Here is a 20,613-nt window from a genome sequence, read left to right as displayed (position 1 = left end):
TCAGCGCTCAACTGTGCACACCGGCACGGTACTTGGGGATGCGGGCCGTCACCTTCATGCCCGCGCCGACGCCGGTCTCGATGACCAGGCCGTACGCGTCGCCGTAGACCTGACGCAGCCGTTCGTCGACATTGAGCAGGCCGATGCCGCCCGAGGGCTCGCCGTCGCCGCGCAGGATGCGGCGCAGGCGTTCGGGGTCCATGCCCGCGCCGTCGTCCTCGATGACGACCTCGGCCTCGTTGCCCGCGTCCAGGGCGGTGATGGTGATGCGCAGCGGGGCGTTCTCCGCGCGTACGACGTCGAGGACGTCCGCCGGGTGCTGGACGACCGCGCCCTCTATGCCGTGCTTGACGGCGTTCTCGACCAGCGGCTGGAGGCAGAGGAACGGCAGGGCGACCGGCAGGACCTCGGGGGCGACTTGCAGGGTCACCCGGAGCCGGTCGCCGAAGCGTGCGCGTACCAGCTCCAGATACTGGTCGATGCAGTGGAGCTCCTCGGAGAGCGTGGTGAAGTCGCCGTGTCTGCGGAACGAGTAGCGCGTGAAGTCCGCGAATTCCAGCAGGAGTTCACGGGCGCGCTCGGGGTCGGTGCGGACGAACGAGGCGATCGCGGCGAGGGAGTTGAAGATGAAGTGCGGGGAGATCTGGGCCCGTAGCGCCTTGATCTCGGCTTCGATCAGGCGGGTGCGGGAGTGGTCGAGTTCGGCCAGTTCCAGCTGGACCGAGACCCAGCGGCCGACCTCGCCCGCGGCGCGCGCCAGGACGGCCGACTCGCGGGGCGCGTAGGCGACGAGGGCGCCGAGCACCCGGTCGTCCACGGTGAGCGGCACCGCCACCGCCCAGCGCAGGGGGCAGTCCAGGTCGTCGCAGGAGAGCGCGAACGCACTGTCGCGCCCGGTGTCGAGCAACGCCCTTACCTGCTCCATTACGTGGGCCCCGTGGTGCTGCTCCCCCGCGCCGTCCCAGGTGAGGATGGTGTCGCGGTCGGTGAGGCAGAGCGCGTCGGTGCCGAGGAGCGAGCGCAGTCCGCGGGCGGATTTGCGGGCCGCCTCCGCGGTGAGCCCGGCGCGCAGCGGGGGCGCGGCGAGCGAGGCGGTGTGCAGTGTCTTGAAGGTGGCGTGCTCGACGGGGGTGCCCACATCGCTGGTACGGGCCCGGCGTGCCGCGCGCCGGCCGAGCAGGAACCCCGCCGCGGCGAGGAGCGGGCCGAGGAAGAGCAGCGCGGCAAGCGTCATCGGGGACCTCCTCGGCGGACCGGCGCCTCCGGCAGGTGGAAACGGGCCATCGCGGCGTTGGTGCCGGACGGGATGCGCCCGGGGGTCGCAAGGGAAACCCCGGCCATGGTGAGGAAGGCGAGGGGCACCGACCACACCGCAGGCCAGGCGAGGAGAGCGCTCGCGAAACCGGGCGGCGCCGCCCCGAGTGCGGTGGCGGCGACGCAGACCAGCGCCGATCCGCCGCCCACGAGCAGTCCCGCGACCGCGCCCGGCGGGGTCAGCCGGCGCCACCAGATGCCGAGCACGAGCAGCGGGCAGAACGAGGAAGCCGACACCGCGAACGCCATGCCGACGGCGTCGGCCACCGGCACCGCGCTCACCAGGAGGGCGCCGCACAGCGGCACCAGGATGGCCGGCGGCACCGCGAGACGGAAGTGACGTACACCGCGCGAGGGGAACACGTCCTGCGTGAGGACGCCGGCGACCGCCATGGTCAGGCCGGAGGCGGTCGACAGGAACGCGGCGAAGGCGCCGCCCGCGACCAGCGCGCCGAGGAGTTCGCCGCCCGGGCCGCCGACCAGACGCTCCGGCAGGAGGAGCACGGCGGCGTCCGCGTCACCGGTGAGGGCGAGTTCGGGTGCGTACAGCCTCCCGAGCGCGCCGTAGACGGGCGGCAGCAGATAGAACGCGCCGATGAGGGCGAGCACGACGAGCGTGGCGCGGCGGGCCTCGCGGCCGCCGGGGCTGGTGTAGAAGCGCACCACGACGTGGGGCAGTCCCATGGTGCCGAGGGAGGTCGCCACGATGAGCCCGTACGTGGCGTACAGCGGGTGGGCGGTGCGCGTGGCGCTGTCGGGCACCCGGGTCGCGGCGGCCAGGTCGAGCCGGGTGCCGGCGCCGATGCGGTGCTCGCCGATGGCGAGCGTCAGCGGCCCGCCGTCGTAACTCCGGCCGTCCACGGTGCCGTTGGCGTGCACCGGCAGCGGCTCGGTCAGGCGCAGGGTCAGCGGGTCGGCGACGCGGACGGAGTGCTGGTGGCGCAGGGCGGCGGGTTCGTCGTAGACGGGGCGCGGGGCGCCGTCGCCGCGCCAGGCGATGACCAGGAAGAACACGGGGATGAGCAGCGCGGTCAGCTTCAGCCAGTACTGGAAGGCCTGCACGAAGGTGATGGAGCGCATGCCTCCGGCGGCGACCGCGAGGACCACGACTCCGGCGACGAGCACCGGCCCGAGCCAGCCCGGCGCTCCGGTGAGGATCTTCAACGTCAGCCCGGCGCCCTGGAGCTGGGGCACCAGGTACAGCCAGCCCGCGCCGACCACGAACACGCTGACCAGACGGCGTACGGCGCGCGATTGGAGCCGCCCCTCGGCGAAGTCGGGCAGGGTGTACGCGCCCGAGCGGCGCAGCGGGGCCGCGACGAACAGCAGCAGCACGAGGTAGCCGGCGGTGTAGCCGACCGGGTACCAGAGCATGTCCGGGCCCTGGACCAGGACGAGGCCCGCGATGCCGAGGAAGGAGGCGGCGGAGAGGTATTCGCCGCTGATGGCGGCCGCGTTGAGGGCGGGGCCGACCGTGCGGGAGGCGACGTAGAAGTCGGACGTGGTGCGGGACAGACGCAGGCCGAACCCGCCGACGAGGACGGTGGCGAGCACGACGGCGGCCACCGCCACCACGGCGTACGTCTGGCTCACGGGGCGGATCGGCCCTGCGTCGCACGGCCTACGGCGGGGCGGGCTACCGCCGGGCGGCCCTCCGTGGGTCGGTCCGCTATCAGGTGGGTGAAGTCCCGTTCGTTGCGCTCGGCGGTCCGTACGTACCACCAGGCGATGAGGCCGAGCGGTGGGTAGAGGGCAAAGCCGAGCACCCACCAGGTGACCGCGTCGTCGTCGAGGGCGCGGAGGGCCAGGGGCAGCGTCGCGACGGTCAGCGCGAGGACCGCGAACCCGCCGAGTGCCGCCCGGAGTTGACTGCGCATCAGAGAGCGTACGTACGCACCGCCGAGCGCGGTCTGCTCGTCGATCTCGGACTGGGCGCGGTGGCGCGGCAGCGGGCGGACCCTCCTCGGCTCCCCCGTGACCGTCTCGCGTCGCGCCGCCTGCTCCCCGGACATGGCGCGGAGTGTACGCAGCGTCCGGCCGATCGCGAAAGGGCCAGGTCAGTGGGGAGCGCGCCGCAGGAGGCGGTCGCGCACGGTGCGGGCGTGGCGGCGGCTGACGGGGAGTTCGGCGTCGCCGACCCGCACGCTCATGCCGCCCGCCTCCAGGCGGAGTTCGTCGATCCGGTCGAGCGCGACGAGATGACTGCGGTGGATCCGGACGAACCCCCGGCTGCGCCAGCGTTCCTCCAGGGTGGAGAGCGGGATCCGTACGAGATGGCTGCCGCGGGCGGTGTGCAGCCGGGCGTAGTCGCCCTGCGCCTCGGCGTACGCGATGTCGTCGATGGGCAGGAAGCGGGTGACGCCGCCGAGTTCGACGGGTATCTGGTCGGGTTCCTGCACCGGGGCGGCGCGGTCGCCGACGAGTTCGGCGACCCGGCGGACCGCTTCGGCCAGGCGTTCCCTGCGGACCGGTTTGAGGACGTAGTCGACGGCCTTCAGGTCGAAGGCCCGTACGGCGAAGCCCTCGTGCGCGGTGACGAAGACGATCAGGGGCGGCCGGGCGAACCCGGCGAGCAGGCGGGCGATGTCAAGGCCGGTGAGCCCGGCCATGTGGATGTCGAGGAAGACCACGTCCACGCCGCGCTCGCCCTCCTCCCCCGCGTCCAGGGCCGCGCCGATCAGCCGCAGGGCGTCGGTGGCTCCGGTGGCGCCTTCGGCGCGGTGGACGCGGGGGTCGGAGCGCAGGAGGTAGAGCAGCTCTTCGAGGGCGGGGGCTTCGTCGTCGACCGCCAGTACGCGCAGCATGGGGCCGGAGTTTAGGGGCCCGGCGCCGGTGTGTCTTGAGTGTTCGGCATGGTTTCTCCGTACCTGACGGCATGAGTTCGCCGCAGATCCACCGGGACGCCGGGGCCTACGCCCTCGGTGTGCTGGGCGCCGCCGACGCCTTCCGCTTCGAGGAGCACCTCGCCGGATGCGTCCCGTGCGGGGCGCTGCTCGCCGAGTTCGGCGGCGTGACGGCGCTGCTCGCCGCGTACGCGGCGCAGGAGGCGGCGCCGGCCGCTCCCGTCGACCCGGTGGTGCTGCACCGGATGCTGGGGGTGGTGGCGAGGCGGCGCCGGCGGGGGCGTGCGTTGCGGATCGGCCTGGTGGCCGCGGCGGCGGCGCTGATCGCGGGCGGGGTCGGCGCGGTGGTGGCGCCCTCGGCGCCGCGGTGGCGGGTGGTCTCGCATGCGCCCGGCGTGACGGCGTCCCTGCTGACCGGGGCTCATGAATGGGGCACGGATGTGGATCTCGCCCTCGCGGGCGCGGCGCCACAGACGTGCACGTTGGTCGCGGTGGGCCGGGACGGGACGGAGCAGACGGTGGCGACGTGGGCCGGGCGGGGCGACGGTCCGGTGCGGATGCGGGGCGCGGCGGCTCTCCCCCGGGAGGCGATCGCCCGGTTCGAGGTGCGGGCGGCGGGCGGGGCACGGCTCGCGACGCTCACCCCGGGGTGAGCGGCGCTCGGCCGGGCCTGTAGCCGTGCGGCCGCGCCGCTTGAGGAACTTCGCGTGCGGCGGTCGGCCGCGCTACTTCAGGAACTTCGCCGTGCGGCGGTCGGCCGCGCTACTTGAGGAATTTCGACGTGCGGCGGTCGGCGAGGATCTTGCCGTCGGTCTGGCAGGTGGCGCAGTACTGGAGCGAGGAGTCGGCGAACGACACCTCGCGCACGGTGTCCCCGCAGACCGGGCACGGCTCTCCCGTCCTGCCGTGTACGCGCAGCCCGCTCTTCTTCTCCGCCTTGAGGCGGCCCGCCGCCACGCCCTGGGAGCGCTCGACGGCCTCGGTGAGGGTGGCGCGCATCGCCTCGTACAGCGTGGTGATCTCGTCGTCGGTGAGGTGGGCGACCGGTTTGAAGGGCGACATCTTGGCGGCGTGCAGGATCTCGTCGCTGTACGCGTTACCGATCCCGGCGATGAGGGACTGGTCGCGCAGGGCACCCTTGAGCTGGCGCCGCTCCCCCGCGAACAGGGCGGCGAACTCCTCGCGGCCGAAGCCGGGGGCCAGGGGGTCGGGGCCGAGCCGGGCGATGCCGGGGACCTCGGACGGATCGTGGACCAGGTAGGCGGCGAGGCTCTTGCGGGTGCCCGCCTCGGTGAGGTCGAAGCCCGCGCCCCCGGTGAGCGTGACGCGCAGGGCGAGCGGGCCCTTGCCGGGCTTCGGCGGGGTGGTGGGCATGGTGTCGTGCCAGCGCAGCCACCCCGCGCGGGCGAGGTGGACGCACAGATGCAGACCCTCGGCGTCGATGTCGAGGAACTTGCCGTGCCGTGCGACCCCGGTGACGGTGCGCCCGGCAAGGTCGCTCCAGGGCGGGTCGTACGTCTTCAGGACGCTGATCGCGACGGGCAGGGCGCCCGCGATCTCCTGTCCGACCAGGTGGTCGGAGAGGAAGTCCCGCAGGGCCTCGACTTCGGGCAGTTCCGGCATACCTACCAGGGTGCCCCGGCCGGGCGCGCTCAGCGAGCCGCGCTCGCCCCGAGGAGCTCCGCCAGGTCCTGTCCGAAGGAGTCGGCGAGCCGGTCGAGGTCGGGCACGGCCTTGCCGTCGGCGACCAGACCGATGTGGACGCGGCCACCGTACGTGGACAGCGCGATCGCCAGGGACTGGCCGCGGGCGAGCGGCGCCATCGGGTAGAGCGCGCGCAGGGGGCAGCCGCCGAGCGAGAGCCGTGTGCGGGGCAGCGGCACGCTGATGACGAGGACGTCGAAGAGGATCCGGGCCGCGTTGCCGGCGAGGGGCGCCCCGAACCGGTGGGCCAGCGGCGGGAGTTGGTCGGCGAGCAGGGCAACGGCGCCCGCGCCGCGCCCCGGCCCCGCCGCCTTGTTGCGGTCCATCGCGGCGCGCACCGCGGCGAGCCGGGCCAGCGGGTCGGGCTCGGCGACCGGCAGCCCGAGCAGATAGGCGGAGAGCCGGTTGCCTGAGCCGGCCGGGGCGCCGGGGCGGCGGCGCGAGACGGGGACGAGGGCGCGCGGCTCGGCGCCGGGGAGTCGTGCGTCGCGCTCCAGAAGCCAGCGGCGCAGTCCGCCCGCGACGACGGCGAGGAGTACATCGTTGGCGGTGCCGCCCTCGGCCCTGCGGACGCGCTGCACGTCGTCATGGTCGAGGACCGCCGTGGCGAGGCGGCGGGTGCCGCTGGAGCGGGCGGTGAGCGCGGAGTCGGAGCCGAGGCCGAGCCGGCCGGCCCGGAGCACGGAGGCGCCGATGTCCACGGCGCGGGTGAGCTCGCCGACCCGGTCCCGGGCGAACCCGGCGACCTGGCGCGGGCCCGGCAGCCGGGAGCGGGGCGGCGCGGGGTGGCGGCGCCGGGCGGTGGGCGGGGCGAGCTGGTCGAGGATGCCCGCGCCGATGGCGACCGCGCGCATCCCGTCGGCGAGCGCGTGATGCAGCTTCACCAGGACCGCGAACTCCCCGTCCCGCTCGCCGGTCAGGACGTACATCCGCCAGGGCGGCAGCCCGCGCTCCAGGGGGCACTCCATCAACTCCCCTGCCGCGCGGGCGGCTTCGGCGGCGAAGTCGCCCGCGGGAAGCCGGACCGCTCCGACGTGCCGGTGTACGTCGAAGTCCTCGTCGGCGACCCAGGCCGCGCCCCCGACGGGCAGCCATACACCGCGTACCCGCATCCGGAGCCGCGGGATGGCCGCGGCGCGCACCGCGAGAAGGTCGAGGATCGCCTCGCCGCGGGTGCCGGGGAGCGGATCGAAGTGGGCCAGCGCCCCCAGATGCATGGGGTGTTCCGCCGATTCGAGGTGCCAGAACGCCAGATCGAGAGGGGCCAGCAGCTCACAGCTCAAGGGGTCCTCGTGTCACTCGGAGGCGGGTGGGGCGGCGACGGTGACGCCCGTACAGGATCAGCAGTCAAACCCTCGCGAACGGTTACGGTCAAGTAATCACTCGTTACGTTTGGTTACCGTCGCGTATTGATCGGTTTCCGCCGTCGGGTGTCCACCATCGGATTCCGCGGTTGCCGCCCGTCCAGCTCAGCGCCCGGCCCGCCCACGTGGAGCCGCCGCCCTCGCCGCCCCCCTGTCGGCCGATCGGGCCCCCGAGCGCCTCGGGTCAGCGGGAGCCGTGTTCCGGGACGACGAACTCGCACCACACGCACTTGCCGCTGCCGCGCGACTCCACGCCCCACACGTCGGCGAGTCGGTCCACCAGCATCAGGCCGCGCCCCGACACTCCGGACGCGCCGGCCTCGCGGCGTCGGGGCAGGGCGCTGGAGCGGTCCTCGACCTCGACGCGGAGCCTGCGTTCGGGACCCGACAGGGCCCGGATGGTGACGATCGCGCCGCCGTCGGTGTGCATGAGGGCGTTGGTGATGAGCTCGTCGGCGGCGAGTTCGATCTCGTCGGACCGCTCGCGGGCGCCCCAGGCGCGCACCGCCGCGCGGATCATGTGCCGGGAGGAACTGAGCGCCTCGGGATCGTTCTGCGCCACGTGCTGGCGCAGCCTGCCGCCGCCCTGCGGCACTTCCGTGACGTTGCGGCGCAGGAGCAGCAACGCCACGTCGTCGTCCCCCGCCCGCTCGTCGACCACGTCGCAGAGCCGGTCCGCGAGCGCCTCCAGCTCCTCGGGCCCCGTGCGGACCAGCGACGCCAGGAGCTGCATTCCGTCGTCGAGGTCGGTGCCCGGCTGCTCCACGAGGCCGTCGGTGTAGAGCAACAGGGTGTGGCCCGGGTCGAGTTCGACCGTCGAGACGGGGTACTCGAGCCGCCCGAACTCGGCCGAGAGCCCCAGCGGGAGGCCGCCCTCCACCGGCAGTCTGCGGCAGGTGCCGTCCGGCAGGCGCACCAGCGGGTCGACGTGCCCGGCGCGCACGATCTGGAGCACACCGGTGCCGAGGTCGGCCTCCGCGTACGTACAGGTCGCGAAGCGGTCGGTGTCCAGCTCGTGCAGGAAGACCGAGGCGCGTGCGATCACCGTGGCCGGGGAGTGGCCCTCGGCCGCGTACGCGCGCAGCACGATGCGCAGCTGGCCCATGACGGCCGCGGCGTGCGTGTCGTGTCCCTGGACGTCGCCGATGGCCACGCCGACCCGGCCGCCGGGCAGCGGCACCACGTCGTACCAGTCGCCGCCGATGTCCCGGCCGAGGCGGGCGGAGCGGTAGCGAACCGCGAGCCGGGCGCCCGGCACGTCGGGGATGCGGCGTGGCAGCATCGCCTGCTGGAGCCCCTCGGCGAGGTCGTGCTCCTGCTCGTACAGCATGGCGCGCTGGAGGGACTGGGCGATCGAACTGCCCAGCGCCACAAGGAGGTTGCGCTCCTCACTGCTGAACCCGCGCTTGTCGCCGTAGAGCAGGCCGATCGCGCCGATCGGGCGGGCCTGGGCGATCAGCGGCAGATAGGCGGCGGAGGTGATGCCGAGGCCGCTGATGTTGGGCCACAGGCCGGGATAGGACTCGGCGAAGTCCTGCGGCGACTCGATGAACCGGGGCGCGAGGGTCCGAACGACCTCGCTCATCGGGTATTGCTCGTCGACCCGGGTCCACCGTGTGCCCGGCACGAAGCTGTCCTCCGGGCCCTCCGCGATGAGATGGATGCGGCCCGCTTCGAGCAGCCCCATCACCAGGCTGGTGGCGCCCAGGTACTCGGGGCCGCGGGAGTCCTTCATGACGTCGATGACGTCCTTGACGGTCCTGGCGTGCGCGAGGGCGGCCGTGGTGGCCTCCACGACGCTGGTGGTGCGGCGCCGTTCGTCGTCGAGGCCGACCCGGGCGGTCGCGTCGGCGAGCTCCTGGGCGGCGTCACGGACGATGCCGATGATGCGCAGCGGACGACCGGTCTCGTCGCGGCGTACGAAGCCCTGGGTGTGGGTCCACTGCAGGCTGCCGTCGCGGCGGCGGACGCGGAAGTACACGCCGTAGTTGACACTGCCGTTCTTGAGCGCCTGCGACACCAGCGCGTCGAGCCTCAGGGCCTCGGCGGGCGGCACCCGGGCGGATAGCGTCTCGGGCCGGTTGTCGTATTCGTCGGGGCGCAGGTCGAACACGCCGAGCGCGGGTTCGTCCATGTGCATGAGGCCGCCGACCAGGTCCCAGTCGAAGCTGCCCATCCGCAGGTCTGGGCCGTACGAGTGAAGGAAGCGGCACTCCTCGCCGTCGGCCGGGCCACCGCAATGGCACAGCTCGGCCGCCCCTCCGCCCCCTTCAGCCACGTCCATGGGGCCACGCTAGGCGCAGCCGGGACCGTGCGCATGCGGGAGGCGGGGGCGGAGCGGCCGGCACGGGTCACTGCGTCGGGGACGCCTTGCGCAGGGCGGTGATGCAGGTGCCGATGGCCGTCTGGAGGGCTTCGAGGCGCTGGACCATGTCGTCCTCGTAGATGTCGTCGGCGTCGTCGAGGGTGAGCTCCTCGAACACCTTCGTCGCTTTCTGCAGGCTGCTGTAGAACTTGGTGCGGCGCTCCTGGACGCGCAGCTCGGGATCGGCCTCCACGGCCTCGGCGACCAGGCCCTTGACGGTGTCGTACGCCTCCGTGGCCCACTCGCCGGCCTCTTCGGACCCGTCGAGCTCGTCGAGGAGCGACAGGTGGCGCTCGGCCTCGGCGCGCAGCTCCGCGGGGGCGTCGACGGTCTGGCCCGCCGGCGTCCTGATCTGGCCGTTCTCGACGATCTGGCGTACATATCCGATGCGGTCGGCGGCCCTGGCCTCGCCGGCCACCGCCTTCTTCAGCTGGTCGGTGCGGACGATGTCGCGGGCCAGCTCGGTCTGGAGCGCGGGGTCTTCCCTGACGCGGTCCAGGAGCGCGGTACGGGCGGCCTGGGCGGTGCCGGGGTCGGCGAGGATCGCGGCCCGCAGCGCGGTGGGGTTCTCGGCGACTTCCAGGGCCTTGGTCGGCCGGATGCCCTCGGCCTCGGCGGCCGCGGTGATGGCGCTGCCCCGCTCGGAGGACGCGCTGGAGTGGGAGACGTAGTACGTCAACCACACGTCGGCGTCGGGCAGTTCGATGTCCTCGCCCGGCACGAGCGCCTCGAAGAGCGGGACGATACCGTCGTCGGATGCCTTGTCCCACGCCTTGTAGTAGCGCATGACGCGCTCGGCCGAGCAGCCGGCGAGCGCGCTGAACTCCTTCGCCGAAACCTTGGGCGTCTCGCCGGCCGCCTGCCCGCCGGGGCGTACGCTGCGCGCCACCTTCAGGGCGAACGCCCAGCCGCCGGTGCGGGCGTAGGCACCGAACTCGCGGGCGTCGCGCGCCACGCTCTCGTGCACTTCGCCGGCGGGCGGCGCGGACGGTTCGGGCAGGTCGATCGCGACGGTCACGGAGAACGCTCCTGGCTTTTCGGGGAGGACGACGAACGAGTCGGACAAGGGGTGCAGCCTATATGCACCCCTTGGTCCGGCTTTTCGTGCCTCCCCGGTGTCCAGCCGGCCGCTCAGACGTTCTCCGACTCGGGCGAGGGCCCGTAGATGTCGTAGTCGTCGGGCCCGCTCGGCTGGCCGCTCGGGACGTCACTGGGCCCCGAGGGCAGATCGCCGGGCGGGCTCGACTCCGGCGCGGGAGACGACGACGGCGGCGACGGGGAGAGCGAGGGCGGCGGCGCGGTCACGGTCGCGGTGGCCGTGGGGCAGCCGCTCGCGGACGGCGCCGGCGCGCTGGGCGGCGCGGGCGGCGACACTGGCGGCGTGGAGGGCGCCGACGGGCTCGGCGTCTCGGTGACCGTCACGGTCGGCGCCGGCGTCGGGCAGTCCGGGCTCGGCGGCGGGCTGGTGACCGGCGGCGAGGTGCTGGGGCTCGCGGGAGGCGACGGCGGTTCGGGGACCGGCGGCTTGACCGGGTCGATGTGGATGTCGGGGCGCCGGCGGTCGTGTTGCCCGTCGTCGCCGCTCTTGCGCTCGATCCAGGTGTTGTTGACGACGTTGACGATGATCAGGTTGTTGATGACGACCGTGGTGGGCCGCACCACGATGACGCGGTCACCCCGGTAGCCGGGCCAGGGCTTGCCCTTGTCGGTCCAGCTGCCCTGGTGGGCGTTGGGCGGCTTCAGGGGATTTCCGCAGGCGCAGCGGACCCGGGGCGCGCCGTGGTCGTCGACCAGGACCGCGGTGCCGGCCTGGAGCACCGACTGGAAGCTGGTGGCGGCGCCGGCGCGGAAGCCGTGGTTGGTGACGCGGGTGTCGGCGCGCAGCACCACGGGCGTCAGGCCGCGCAGGAACCCCGCGACCGAACCAGGGTCGACCCCGGCGGCGTCGGCGAAGGCCCGGTTCTTGGCCCGGTCGCCGCCGAGGAAGCGGATCTGCTTCTCGATGTCGCAGCTGGCGACCGACTGGGTGCCGCCGTACAGGCCCGGCGTGGAGCCGGAGACGGTACGCGTCGCGGAGAGCCCGGCCGTCGGGTTGCCGGTCTTGGCGCCGGGCGGCGGGGACGGGGTGGGGGTCGCCGTCGACTCGGCCGTGGACGGGGTGAACGGGTCCGGTCCCTGGGCCGCGATCGGCTGGAGGTTCAGGTCCTGCCGGCTGTCGGCGCCGTTGGCGCCGCCGCCGCATCCGGCGGCGAAGACGCCGACGGAGAGAACGGCGACGGCAGTGGCGATGGTGCGCGGGGTCGAGGGCACGTGGATCTCCCACCTGTACGCCCCGAGTTGACCCCTCATTGTGTGCGGCAGGCGCACCCTCCGCGCAAAGGGACTGGGCGAAACGGGTGAGCCACCCCGTCACGCGGTATGCGCGCTCCCGTCGCCTGCCGGGGCCGTCACAGCAGTTCGGGGCGGTGCCAGGGGGCGCCGAGCATGTGGTGGTCGAAGAAGTTGAGCAGCGCCGCGTACCAGAGCCGGGCGTGGCCCGGGCGGAGTATCCAGTGGCTCTCGTCGGGGAAGTACAGGAACTTCGCGGGGACACCGAGGCGCTGGAGGTCCTGGAAGAGGGCCATGCCCTGGCCGACGGGCACGCGGTAGTCCTTCGCGCCGTGCACCACGAGCATGGGTGTGCGGATGCGGTCGGCCGCGAGGGCGGGCGAGTCCGTCTCGTACCGTTCCGGCCTGGTCATCGGGTCCCCGAAGATCCGCCGGAAGTACACGGCGGCGTCCGAGTCGGACTGGAAGGACCGCAGGTCCCAGATCGAGGCGTGCGAGACGATCGCCTGGAAGCGGTCGGTGAGGGTGGCGATCCGGTTGGCCATGTAGCCGCCGTACGAGGCGCCCGCGAGGCCGGTGCGGCGCTCGTCGATGTCGGGGCGGGCCTCGGCGGTGTCGGTCATCGCCATCAGGTCCCGGTAGGGCCGGCCGCCCCACTGGCCCCAGCCCCGCTCGTGCATCAGCGGCCCGTAGCCGGGCGAGAGGGCGGGGTCGGGCAGCAGGACCGCGTAGCCGCGGGCCGCGAAGGGCCACGGGTTCCACCGCCAGGTCCAGGCGTTCCAGGAGGACTGGGGGCCGCCGTGCGGGAAGACGATCAGCGGCGCGGGCCGTTCCGCGCAGGCGCCTTCGGGGAGCACGAGCCAGGAGCGCAGCGGGAAGCCGTCGTCGCCCGTCGTGTGCACCTCGGTGAGGGTGCCCGGCAGCCGGCCCGCGCCGCCGGGCGCCTTGAGCACGACGGGTTCCTGGTCGGGCTCGGCGGCGTCGAGGCGGACCGGGGTGGGCGGCGCGTCGACGGCGCTGCGCAGCGCGTACAGCGTGCGGCCGTCGGGGGCCACACAGAGCGAGGTGTACGCGCCGGAGGCGGTGAGCCGGGTGACCGTGCCGTCGGGGTCGCGCCGGAACACCGGCGAGTGGCCCCGTTCGTCGGCGGTGAACCAGAGGGTCTCGTCGTCGGGGCGCGGCGAGACCACCACAGCGAGGGGCCAGTTCACGAAGTCCGCCAGAAGGTCGCTCTCGGCGCCGCCCGGCAGGTCGATACGGACCAGGGTGTAGGAGAACGACGTCTCGTACGTGGCGGTCAGCTCGCGGATGCACAGCAGGGCGGAGCCGTCGGCGGTGAACACCGGGGCGGCGTAATCGCATCCGTCCCGGTCGACGATGTGCAGCTCTTCACCGGTGGCGGTGTCGGCGACCACGACGACCGTACGGTTCTCGTCGGGCACCCGGCCGTGCACGAAGCGGGTGTAGGCGACCCGTGTGCCGTCGGGCGAGAGCGCCGTCTGCGCGTCACTCACGAAGCCCTGGCCGCCGGTGTCGATCGCGGAGCCGTCCGCCGCGTCGAGGACCGGGCCGCCACCGCCGGCGCCTCGCACGAAGGTGTGCGGCTCGTCGGGGCCGAGGTCGGAGTCCCAGAACCGGGTGATCCCGGACTCGTAGAGGATTGCGGTGACTTTGGCCTCGGCGCGGTCCTTGCGCAGCTTGCCGTGGGCCTCGGCGTCGGCCGCGCCGGGCAGCAGCCCGGCGGTGTAGACGAGGACGCCGGTGTCCCTGGCGAGTCCGAATCCGGCGACGCCTCCGGGGTGACGGACCGCCAGCCGCGCCTCGCCGCGCTCGGGCAACGCCCATACGCCGGAGCCCTCGTCGTCGCCCTTTGCCGCACCGGGGTCGTTGTCCTCGCGCCCGGAGAGGAAGTACAGGGTGCCGTCCGCGGAGAAGGCGGGCGCGGATTCGCCCGCGCGGGAGCGGGTCAGGCGGGTGGGTTCGCGCAGCGCGGCGGGGTCGATGTCCCACAGGCCCGACACGAAGCCGTTGCCTTCGGCGTTGGGGCTCTGCACGGCGGCCACCAGGCGCTGCCCGTCGGGCGAGAGGGCGAGGCGGTTGACGCGCGGCGTCGCGAGAAAGGCGGACAGGTCGTGGAAGGCGGTGGGCTCGCCTGCTGTGTCGGGCATGCGCGTCATCCTGCCCGCGGCGCACCCGGCCATCAAGGATGCCGCGAACCACCACATGCTGACGGCTCGTCATATGCCGTACCGGACGAGGACGTTCCGCCTGCCAGGAGACGAGGCACCCAACGACTCGTGCCCCCTGCGGAGAGGGGGCACGGGACCGGTGGAACGCGCGGGTCAGTCGATGCCGGGCAGGATGTGCGGTTCGGCGAGGTCCTCTTCGTAACCCGCCAGGCGGATCGGGGCCGACCTGGCCCAGACCTCGATGTTACGGAGCTTCTCGGGCCGGCCGGCGCACTCGCCGACGCGTTCCGGTGTCCGGCGTTCTCGCTCTGTCGTCTCTGGTGTCACCGCGCACTCCTCTGTGTCGCGTAACCCTGGGCGTCCCGGTTGCGTCGTCCCGCGACCCGGTGTCCGTCCACCCGAGGGCGGGGGCAAGGGCAGTTCTGACGCGGTGGCGCCGGCACTCTGTCCGCATCACGGCCACAGGTTGCGGGACGGATCCGGAACGGGCCTGGAGGGTTGGTGGACCCGCCGTGGCTACCGTGCGCACCAGAGTAACCAAATGAGCGCGGTCGCGCTCGATAGGGCCACTTCCTTTGCGTCAACTTTTCTTCGCCGGGCGTTCAGCCCGGCGTTCACCCCGCCATGATCTGCTGATCCGGTCGGCTGCCGCGCGCGGGGAGGAGAACACATGGAGCTGTCGAGCAGGCCCGGTGCACAGCGGTCGGTGGGCTCGGTCGAGGAGCTGATGGAGCTCCTCCACTCCTGCCGCGGCGCCTGGGACACCCCCGACCGCAGCGGCGATCCGGTCGACCTGCACGACCACGCGCTCCAGACCGCCCATCTGCTGCGGCGCTCCCACCCGGCCGACAAGGAACTGCAGGTCGCGGGGCTCGTGCACGATCTCGGCCATGTGCTCCGTCCGGGTGATGACGCCGGCCACGCCGACACCGCGGCGCGCGCGGTACGTCCACTGCTCGGGGAGCGGGTGGCCCGGCTGGTGCAGCTGCACGTCGCCGCGAAGCGCTATCTGTCGGCGGTCGAGCCGGACCGTACGCTGTCGCCGCAGAGTGCCCGCACACTGCAGGCACAGGGCGGGGTGATGGGGCCCGATGAGGTGGCCGCCTTCACCCGGGACCCTCAGGCCGAGGACGCGGTGGTCCTGCGACAGGCGGACGACGCGGGGAAGGTCGTCGGCCTCGACGCGGGTGTCATGGACGACTGGCGTCCGGTTCTGGAGCTCGTCGCGGACCGGGCGTGCCGGCCTTCGGGCCACGGCTGGTGACGGGGGCCGCAGGGGCCGGACTCTGATGGGTGAGGGGGCGTCACGCATGCGTGACGTCCCCTCACCCATCCCCATGGCCCGGAAGGCCCCTGCCTACCAGTTGGCGGGACGGTAGTCCTTGAGGAAGACGCTGTGCTGGTCCTCGCCGAGCTCCCCGCGGACGATCGGGTCGTAGACGCGGGCCGCGCCGTCGACCAGGTCGAGGGGGGCGTGGAAGCCCTCCTCGGCGAGGCGGAGCTTGTCGTGGTGCGGGCGCTCGTCGGTGATCCAGCCGGTGTCGACCGAGGTCATGAGGATCTTGTCGGTCTCGAACATCTCCTGGCCGCTGGTGCGCGTGACCATGTTCATGGCGGCCTTGGCGGCGTTGGTGTTGGGGTGCCCCGCGCCCTTGTAGCCGCGGCTGAACACGCCTTCCATCGCCGATACGTTCACCACGTAGGCGCGGCCGTTCGGCGCCTTGCGGGCGGCGTCGGCCATCGCCGGGCGGAGCATGCTGATCAGGATGAACGGCGCCGTGTAGTTGCACAGCTGGGTTTCCAGGAGCTCGACCGGTGAGATCTGGTCGATGGACTGCACCCAGGTGTTGGTGTCGACGACGTCCGGCAGGAGACCGCCCGCGTCGAGGGCGGTGCCGTCCTGGTACCGGGCGATGCTGGCATTGCCCGCGACGAGGGCGAGGTCGGCGACCCGCTGGGCGTCGAGCCCGGAGGTGCCCACGGGAAGCGCGGTCAGCCCGTCGACGGCACCGGAGTTGAAGGCCCCGATGACGTGGTGGGCGGGCAGCTCACCGGCGGGCAGCGCGGCGCTCTCGCCGTCGACCAGCGCCGCGTAGGCGGAGGGCAGCCGGCGCACGGTCTGGGTGGCGTTGTTGATCAGGATGTCCAGCGGGCCCTGCTGCGCGGTCTGCTCGGCGAGGGCGACGGCCTGCGCCGGGTCACGCAGGTCGATGCCGACGACTTCGAGGCGGTGCATCCACTCCGCGGAGTCCTCCATCGCCTTGAAGCGGCGGATCGCGTCCTTGGGGAAGCGCGTGGTGATGGTGGTGTGCGCGCCGTCGCGCAGCAGCCGCAGCGCGATGTACATGCCGATCTTCGCCCGGCCTCCGGTGAGCAGGGCGCGCTTGCCGGAGAGGTCGGTGCGGGCGTCGCGGCGGGCGCGGTTCAGGGCGGCGCACGGCTGGCAGAGCTGGTGGTAGAACGCGTCGACCTCGACGTACCGGCCCTTGCAGATGTAGCAGGAGCGGGGGCGCTGGAGTATGCCCGCGATCTCGCCGGTGACCGACGAGCTGGGCAGCAGGCCCTCGGTCTCGTCGTCGATGCGCTCGGCGGAGCCGGTGGCGGTCGCCTCGGTGACGGCCCGGTCGTGGGCGGTCTTGGCGGCCCGGCGCTCCTGGCGGCGGCGCTGCTTCACGGTGCGGTAGATGCCGGCGGTGGCTCGGCGCACGGCGATGGCGTCGGGGTGGTCGACGTCGATCATGTCGAGTTCGGCGAGCACGCTCAGGCAGAGCGCGAGCCGCTCGGGGTCGATACCGGGACCGAAGTCCTGGTCGACGCCCTCACCGGGCTGCTCGTCGACACCGGGACCGTGCTCCTGGTCCTGGAAGTCCTCTGTCACCGTCATGGCCGCCGCGTTCCTCGATCAGTTCGTGGATACCCACGCGAATATCCCCGTGGATGTCCAGCAGTCGTGCATATCAAGTTCCCAAAAGCGCCATGGTACGGAGCGATGCCCCTCCACACCAAACCGCTCGCCCCGGCACGAGCGGGGGCGAGCGGGGTGGTGGGGGTTGGCAGGTCGGGGCGGGTGGCCCGGGCGCCCGGGATGGCAAGGGCGGCCTGGTCGGTGCGGGCAGGGGCGGCCGGGGTGGTGGGGGCGGCCGCCCCGGTGACCTACGCGGTCTCGGGCGCGATGGCGGCCAGGACCGCCGCACGCAGCCGGGACCGGTCCGCGCCGAGAGCCGCGAGCACCTGCCCCGCGGTGCCGCCCTCCGTTCCGGCGAGCCCGAGCAGGAGGTGCTCGGTGCCGATGAAGTCATGGCCCAGGGCGATCGCCTCGTCCTGCGACGCCACGATCGCTTCCTTGGCACGCTCGGTGAAAAACTCGAACACCTCAGTCCTCCTTGCCGGTGGCTTTGCGCCTGCTCGCATGCTTCTCGTGCACCGACTGCCTGCTGACCTTCAGCGACGTGGCGATGGTCTGCCAGGACCAGCCCTGCTCGCGGGCGTTGTCGACGTGGACGCGCTCCAGTTCCTCCAGGAGGCGACGCAGGGCGACCACCGCCGCGAGTCCGACGGCCGGGTCCTTGTTGGTCACCTGTCCGGCCAGCGAGGCCGGTGTGTCCTCAGCTTCCATGAGTGTCAGGTTGCCCTGACGACGTACGGGTGTCAAGAAACCCTGACAAACATGGCAGGACGTGCCACCCCGGCACGACCTCGTCGTGGCCGGATCCGCCCCCGTGGACAGGCGCGTTACGTCAGGGCCTCACCGTCCCGCCGACACTCACGGAAGGTGATCTTCCGAACCTCTTGACGCCCTTTTTGAGCTGCGCTTCTACTGAAAGTCCGATATCTGGGACGACCTTGGTCGCATGTCCCTACTCCTCCTGGAGTACGGCGCATTCGGTGCTCAGGGACGACGACACGGGGTCCACAACGAGACATCGTGGGAGCCATGAGCGCCCTTGTCCTGGCCGTGCTGCTGTCCCTGGTCTCCGCCGTCGCGTACGCGGCGGCGGCGATCGTTCAGGAGCGCGTCGCCGCCTCCGCCCCGAGCAGCGCGTACGCCCCCGTGCGCCGTCCCGCGTGGTGGGGCTCGGTCGCTCTCAACGGGCTCGGTGCGACGTTGCACGTCGCCGCGCTGGCCTTCGGCCCGCTGACGCTGGTGCAGCCCATGGGCGCGCTCACCATCGTGTTCGCGCTGCCGATGTCGGCGGTGTTCGTGCGGCGCCGGGCGGGGGCCGCCGCATGGCGCGGGGCGGTCATGGCCACGGTCGGCCTCGCCGGTCTGCTCGTCCTCACGCACGGCGCGGACGCCGACGTACTGGCCCCGGCATCGCGCCTCGTGCTGGTCGCGGCCGGGTTCGGCGGAGTCGCGGCGCTGTTCCTCGCCTCAAGGGCGCTGCACCGGGCGGCCACCCGCAGCGTCCTGCTCGCGACGGCGGCGGGTGCCTCGTTCGGCCTCGCCTCGGTGTTCACCAAGTCCGTCGCCGAGGACTGGCACGCGGGGCTGCCCCTGCACGAGGTGCCCGTCCTGTGCGCGATAGCCGGCTTCGCCTGCGCGGGGCTGCTGCTCTCGCAGGCCGCCTACCGCGGTGCCGGCCTCGCGGCGCCGCTGGCGACGGTCACCGTCGTCAACCCGGTGGTCGCCGCGGCCATCGGCCTGACCCTGTTCGGCGAGTCCTTCCGGTACGGGGTCGCCGGCACGGCGGTCGCCCTCGGATTCGGTGCCGTGGCGGCGGGCGGCCTCGTCCTGCTCACCACGGAACGGCTCGCCGCCACCCGGCACGACAAACCCGACATGACATCCGGCGCACCCACGCGGCCCGACGGCTTCGACCACCGCGAGGACGCCCCGGGCCACCGGCGTCACGAGGCCGACCCCGCGGGCCGGCACGACGATCCGCCCGGCCGGCACGACGGCCCGCCGGGTCACTACGACGATCCAGCGGGCCGGCACGACGATCCGCCGGATCACCCCGACCGTCCGGCGGGTCGGCATGACAGTCCGCCGGATCACCCCGACCGTCCGGCGGCCCGGCATGACAGTCCGCCGGATCACCACGAGGACGCACCGGATCACCGCGGGGACACTCCGGATCAGACGGCGACGCCACCCGCCCTCAGATAGGCCAGCGGGTCGACGTCGGAGCCGTAACCGGGGCCGGTCCTGATCTCGAAGTGGAGGTGCGGCCCGGTCGCGTTGCCCGTGGCACCCGAACGCCCGATCCGCTGGCCGGTGTTGACCTTCTGGCCCGCCTTCACCGTGAGCGCGGAGAGGTGCGCGTACTGGCTGTACCGGCCGTCGGCGTGGTGGATCACCACCTCGTATCCGTACGCGCCGCCCCAGCCGGCCTCGACGACCGTGCCGGAGGTGACCGCCTTGACCGAGGTGCCGGTGGAGACGGGGAAGTCCACGCCGGTGTGATAGCCGCTCGCCCAGGACGAACCGGCCTTGTGGTACGGGGTGCTGGGGTGCGCGTCGACGGGCGCGGTGAACCCGGCGGACTTGGCGGGCGTCTTCGCCACGGGCTTGGCCGCCGGCGCCTTCGCAGGTGCCTTCACCGGCGCCTTAGCCACCGGCTTGGCGGCGGGCTTGGGCACGCCCTTCGGCGGGGCCGTCGGCTTCGCGGGAGCGCCGCCGGGCAGCGTCAGGTGTTGTCCCGGCCGGATGAGGTCCGGGTCGGCGCCGACGACCGTACGGTTTTCGGCGTACAGATGCGGCCAGCCGCCCTGGACGCGCTCGCGCTCGGCGATCAGGGAGAGCGAGTCGCCGTGCATCACGGTGTACGCATCGCGCACGCCCGGCACGTGGGTCGGGCTCGCCTGTTCGGCCTTCTTCGCGGCGGACGCCTTGGTGGCCTGCGGCTTCGCGGTGGACGGCTGCGCGGCACGCGGCTTGGCCGCCGGGGCTGCGGCCGGCTTGATCTCGGTGCGGTGCTGGGTCGTCGTGGTCAGTTGCGGGGCCGAGCCGCCCCGGGTGAGACCCGCCTCCCCCGAACAGACCGGCCAGGCTCCGGGGCCCTGTCCCTTGAGCACCTTCTCGGCGATCGCGATCTGCTGGTCGCGGGTGGCCAGGTCCGCGCGCGCCGCGTACTGGTGACCCCCGTACGCCGCCCAGGTGGACTGGGTGAACTGGAGCCCGCCGTAGAAGCCGTTGCCCGTGTTGATGTGCCAGTTGCTCGACGACTCGCAGGCCGCGACCTTGTTCCACACGTCCACGGAAGCGGCGTCCGCGGTGCCGGCCGCGATCAGCGGAAGGGCGATTCCCACCCCGCCCGCCGTGACCGTCAGGGACGCCTGGTTGATCCGGCTCGGCTGATACCGGCGGTGCCGGCCGCGTAAGGCCATGAGTCCCCCTCGAAGGCATCAAGAGCCGCCAAAGTAGGGGCTGCGAACTGGCCATGACAAGGGGTCGGACAAACGGAGGGAGGCGTTCAGGGAGAGCGGGACTTTCGGCCCCCGTGTCGGGCACCCGGTCCATCCCGTCTGACGTGGTGCGTTACGTAGGGTGGGCCGCAACCGCG

General features: G+C 73.1%; 18 protein-coding genes. 3 read left to right on the top strand and 15 right to left on the bottom strand.

What is annotated here, in order from left to right:
* Positions 1-7 precede the first annotated feature (7 nt).
* Genes AB0D31_RS07185 through AB0D31_RS07170 form a run of 4 tightly spaced genes read right to left on the bottom strand, consistent with a single transcriptional unit; the run spans position 8 to position 4,118 of the window.
* Positions 8-1,234 (bottom strand): histidine kinase, encoded by a 1,227-nt coding sequence (locus AB0D31_RS07185; protein WP_362718203.1) that lies wholly within the window; start codon positions 1,232-1,234, stop codon positions 8-10.
* Entirely contained in the window at positions 1,231-2,907 is a 1,677-nt protein-coding gene (locus tag AB0D31_RS07180; protein WP_362718200.1) for a cation acetate symporter, read from the bottom strand. Before AB0D31_RS07180 ends, AB0D31_RS07185 begins: the two co-directional genes overlap by 4 nt.
* The gene (locus AB0D31_RS07175; protein ID WP_362718197.1) at positions 2,904-3,326 is read right to left on the bottom strand and encodes a hypothetical protein; all 423 of its coding nucleotides are present in this window, start codon (positions 3,324-3,326) and stop codon (positions 2,904-2,906) included. The genes AB0D31_RS07180 and AB0D31_RS07175 overlap by 4 nt, the downstream gene beginning before the upstream one ends.
* Positions 3,327-3,371: 45 nt before the next feature.
* Positions 3,372-4,118: a LytTR family DNA-binding domain-containing protein gene (locus AB0D31_RS07170; RefSeq protein ID WP_362718194.1), complete on the bottom strand. Its 747-nt coding sequence runs from the start codon at positions 4,116-4,118 to the stop codon at positions 3,372-3,374.
* A 71-nt stretch (positions 4,119-4,189) separates the two neighbouring features.
* Between AB0D31_RS07170 and AB0D31_RS07165 the strand changes: the two genes are divergently transcribed.
* Positions 4,190-4,810 (top strand): zf-HC2 domain-containing protein, encoded by a 621-nt coding sequence (locus AB0D31_RS07165; protein ID WP_362718192.1) that lies wholly within the window; start codon positions 4,190-4,192, stop codon positions 4,808-4,810.
* A 109-nt stretch (positions 4,811-4,919) separates the two neighbouring features.
* Here the strand turns inward: AB0D31_RS07165 and AB0D31_RS07160 are convergent, their stop codons facing one another.
* The 7 genes from AB0D31_RS07160 to AB0D31_RS07130 all read right to left on the bottom strand — a co-directional run bounded on the left by AB0D31_RS07160 (position 4,920) and on the right by AB0D31_RS07130 (position 14,434).
* Complete coding sequence (locus AB0D31_RS07160) at positions 4,920-5,780, bottom strand: DNA-formamidopyrimidine glycosylase family protein (protein WP_362718189.1); 861 nt, start codon at positions 5,778-5,780, stop codon at positions 4,920-4,922.
* A 29-nt stretch (positions 5,781-5,809) separates the two neighbouring features.
* A complete protein-coding gene (locus AB0D31_RS07155; RefSeq protein WP_362718186.1) occupies positions 5,810-7,144 on the bottom strand; it encodes a wax ester/triacylglycerol synthase family O-acyltransferase in 1,335 nt (444 codons plus the stop codon).
* Between the two features lie 265 nt (positions 7,145-7,409).
* Positions 7,410-9,401, bottom strand: coding sequence for a SpoIIE family protein phosphatase (locus AB0D31_RS07150; RefSeq protein ID WP_362718244.1), 1,992 nt, complete (start codon positions 9,399-9,401; stop codon positions 7,410-7,412).
* 175 nt (positions 9,402-9,576) lie between these two features.
* Positions 9,577-10,596 (bottom strand): hypothetical protein, encoded by a 1,020-nt coding sequence (locus AB0D31_RS07145; protein WP_362718242.1) that lies wholly within the window; start codon positions 10,594-10,596, stop codon positions 9,577-9,579.
* A 125-nt stretch (positions 10,597-10,721) separates the two neighbouring features.
* Positions 10,722-11,900, bottom strand: coding sequence for a DUF6777 domain-containing protein (locus AB0D31_RS07140; RefSeq protein WP_362718183.1), 1,179 nt, complete (start codon positions 11,898-11,900; stop codon positions 10,722-10,724).
* A 137-nt stretch (positions 11,901-12,037) separates the two neighbouring features.
* Positions 12,038-14,086, bottom strand: a complete 2,049-nt coding sequence (locus AB0D31_RS07135; RefSeq protein ID WP_362718181.1) for a S9 family peptidase — start codon at positions 14,084-14,086, stop codon at positions 12,038-12,040.
* A gap of 174 nt (positions 14,087-14,260) precedes the next feature.
* Positions 14,261-14,434, bottom strand: a complete 174-nt coding sequence (locus tag AB0D31_RS07130; RefSeq protein ID WP_362718178.1) for a hypothetical protein — start codon at positions 14,432-14,434, stop codon at positions 14,261-14,263.
* A 343-nt stretch (positions 14,435-14,777) separates the two neighbouring features.
* On the opposite strand from AB0D31_RS07130, the gene AB0D31_RS07125 reads away from it, so the two are divergent.
* On the top strand, positions 14,778-15,371 hold the full coding sequence (locus AB0D31_RS07125) for an inositol oxygenase family protein (RefSeq protein WP_362718175.1): 594 nt from the start codon (positions 14,778-14,780) through the stop codon (positions 15,369-15,371).
* A gap of 93 nt (positions 15,372-15,464) precedes the next feature.
* Here the strand turns inward: AB0D31_RS07125 and AB0D31_RS07120 are convergent, their stop codons facing one another.
* From AB0D31_RS07120 to AB0D31_RS07110, 3 genes are all read right to left on the bottom strand, one after another.
* Positions 15,465-16,991 (bottom strand): SDR family NAD(P)-dependent oxidoreductase, encoded by a 1,527-nt coding sequence (locus AB0D31_RS07120; protein ID WP_362718173.1) that lies wholly within the window; start codon positions 16,989-16,991, stop codon positions 15,465-15,467.
* Between the two features lie 269 nt (positions 16,992-17,260).
* Positions 17,261-17,479: a Clp protease N-terminal domain-containing protein gene (locus AB0D31_RS07115; protein ID WP_362718170.1), complete on the bottom strand. Its 219-nt coding sequence runs from the start codon at positions 17,477-17,479 to the stop codon at positions 17,261-17,263.
* Between the two features lies 1 nt (position 17,480).
* Entirely contained in the window at positions 17,481-17,723 is a 243-nt protein-coding gene (locus AB0D31_RS07110) for a hypothetical protein (protein ID WP_362718168.1), read from the bottom strand.
* A 318-nt stretch (positions 17,724-18,041) separates the two neighbouring features.
* On the opposite strand from AB0D31_RS07110, the gene AB0D31_RS07105 reads away from it, so the two are divergent.
* A complete protein-coding gene (locus AB0D31_RS07105) occupies positions 18,042-19,217 on the top strand; it encodes a DMT family transporter (protein WP_362718165.1) in 1,176 nt (391 codons plus the stop codon).
* Here the strand turns inward: AB0D31_RS07105 and AB0D31_RS07100 are convergent.
* Entirely contained in the window at positions 19,187-20,437 is a 1,251-nt protein-coding gene (locus AB0D31_RS07100; RefSeq protein ID WP_362718162.1) for a transglycosylase family protein, read from the bottom strand. The genes AB0D31_RS07105 and AB0D31_RS07100 overlap by 31 nt on opposite strands.
* Between the last annotated feature and the right edge of the window lie 176 nt (positions 20,438-20,613).

The organism is Streptomyces sp. NPDC048361 (assembly GCF_040651795.1).
Classification (GTDB): Bacteria; Actinomycetota; Actinomycetes; order Streptomycetales; family Streptomycetaceae; genus Streptomyces.
Note: the sequence above shows the minus strand (reverse complement) of the source record. Positions and strands in the feature narration are given on the sequence as shown.

Excerpts from the sequence above, each read along its gene's own strand:
- AB0D31_RS07185 (WP_362718203.1), bottom strand. The coding sequence starts at position 1,234 with ATGACGCTTGCCGCGCTGCTCTTCCTCGGCCCGCTCCTCGCCGCGGCG.
- AB0D31_RS07175 (WP_362718197.1), bottom strand. The coding sequence starts at position 3,326 with ATGTCCGGGGAGCAGGCGGCGCGACGCGAGACGGTCACGGGGGAGCCG.
- AB0D31_RS07170 (WP_362718194.1), bottom strand. The coding sequence starts at position 4,118 with ATGCTGCGCGTACTGGCGGTCGACGACGAAGCCCCCGCCCTCGAAGAG.
- AB0D31_RS07165 (WP_362718192.1), top strand. The coding sequence starts at position 4,190 with ATGAGTTCGCCGCAGATCCACCGGGACGCCGGGGCCTACGCCCTCGGT.
- AB0D31_RS07160 (WP_362718189.1), bottom strand. The coding sequence starts at position 5,780 with ATGCCGGAACTGCCCGAAGTCGAGGCCCTGCGGGACTTCCTCTCCGAC.
- AB0D31_RS07150 (WP_362718244.1), bottom strand. The coding sequence starts at position 9,401 with ATGGGCAGCTTCGACTGGGACCTGGTCGGCGGCCTCATGCACATGGAC.
- AB0D31_RS07135 (WP_362718181.1), bottom strand. The coding sequence starts at position 14,086 with ATGCCCGACACAGCAGGCGAGCCCACCGCCTTCCACGACCTGTCCGCC.
- AB0D31_RS07125 (WP_362718175.1), top strand. The coding sequence starts at position 14,778 with ATGGAGCTGTCGAGCAGGCCCGGTGCACAGCGGTCGGTGGGCTCGGTC.
- AB0D31_RS07120 (WP_362718173.1), bottom strand. The coding sequence starts at position 16,991 with ATGACGGTGACAGAGGACTTCCAGGACCAGGAGCACGGTCCCGGTGTC.
- AB0D31_RS07110 (WP_362718168.1), bottom strand. The coding sequence starts at position 17,723 with ATGGAAGCTGAGGACACACCGGCCTCGCTGGCCGGACAGGTGACCAAC.
- AB0D31_RS07105 (WP_362718165.1), top strand. The coding sequence starts at position 18,042 with ATGAGCGCCCTTGTCCTGGCCGTGCTGCTGTCCCTGGTCTCCGCCGTC.
- AB0D31_RS07100 (WP_362718162.1), bottom strand. The coding sequence starts at position 20,437 with ATGGCCTTACGCGGCCGGCACCGCCGGTATCAGCCGAGCCGGATCAAC.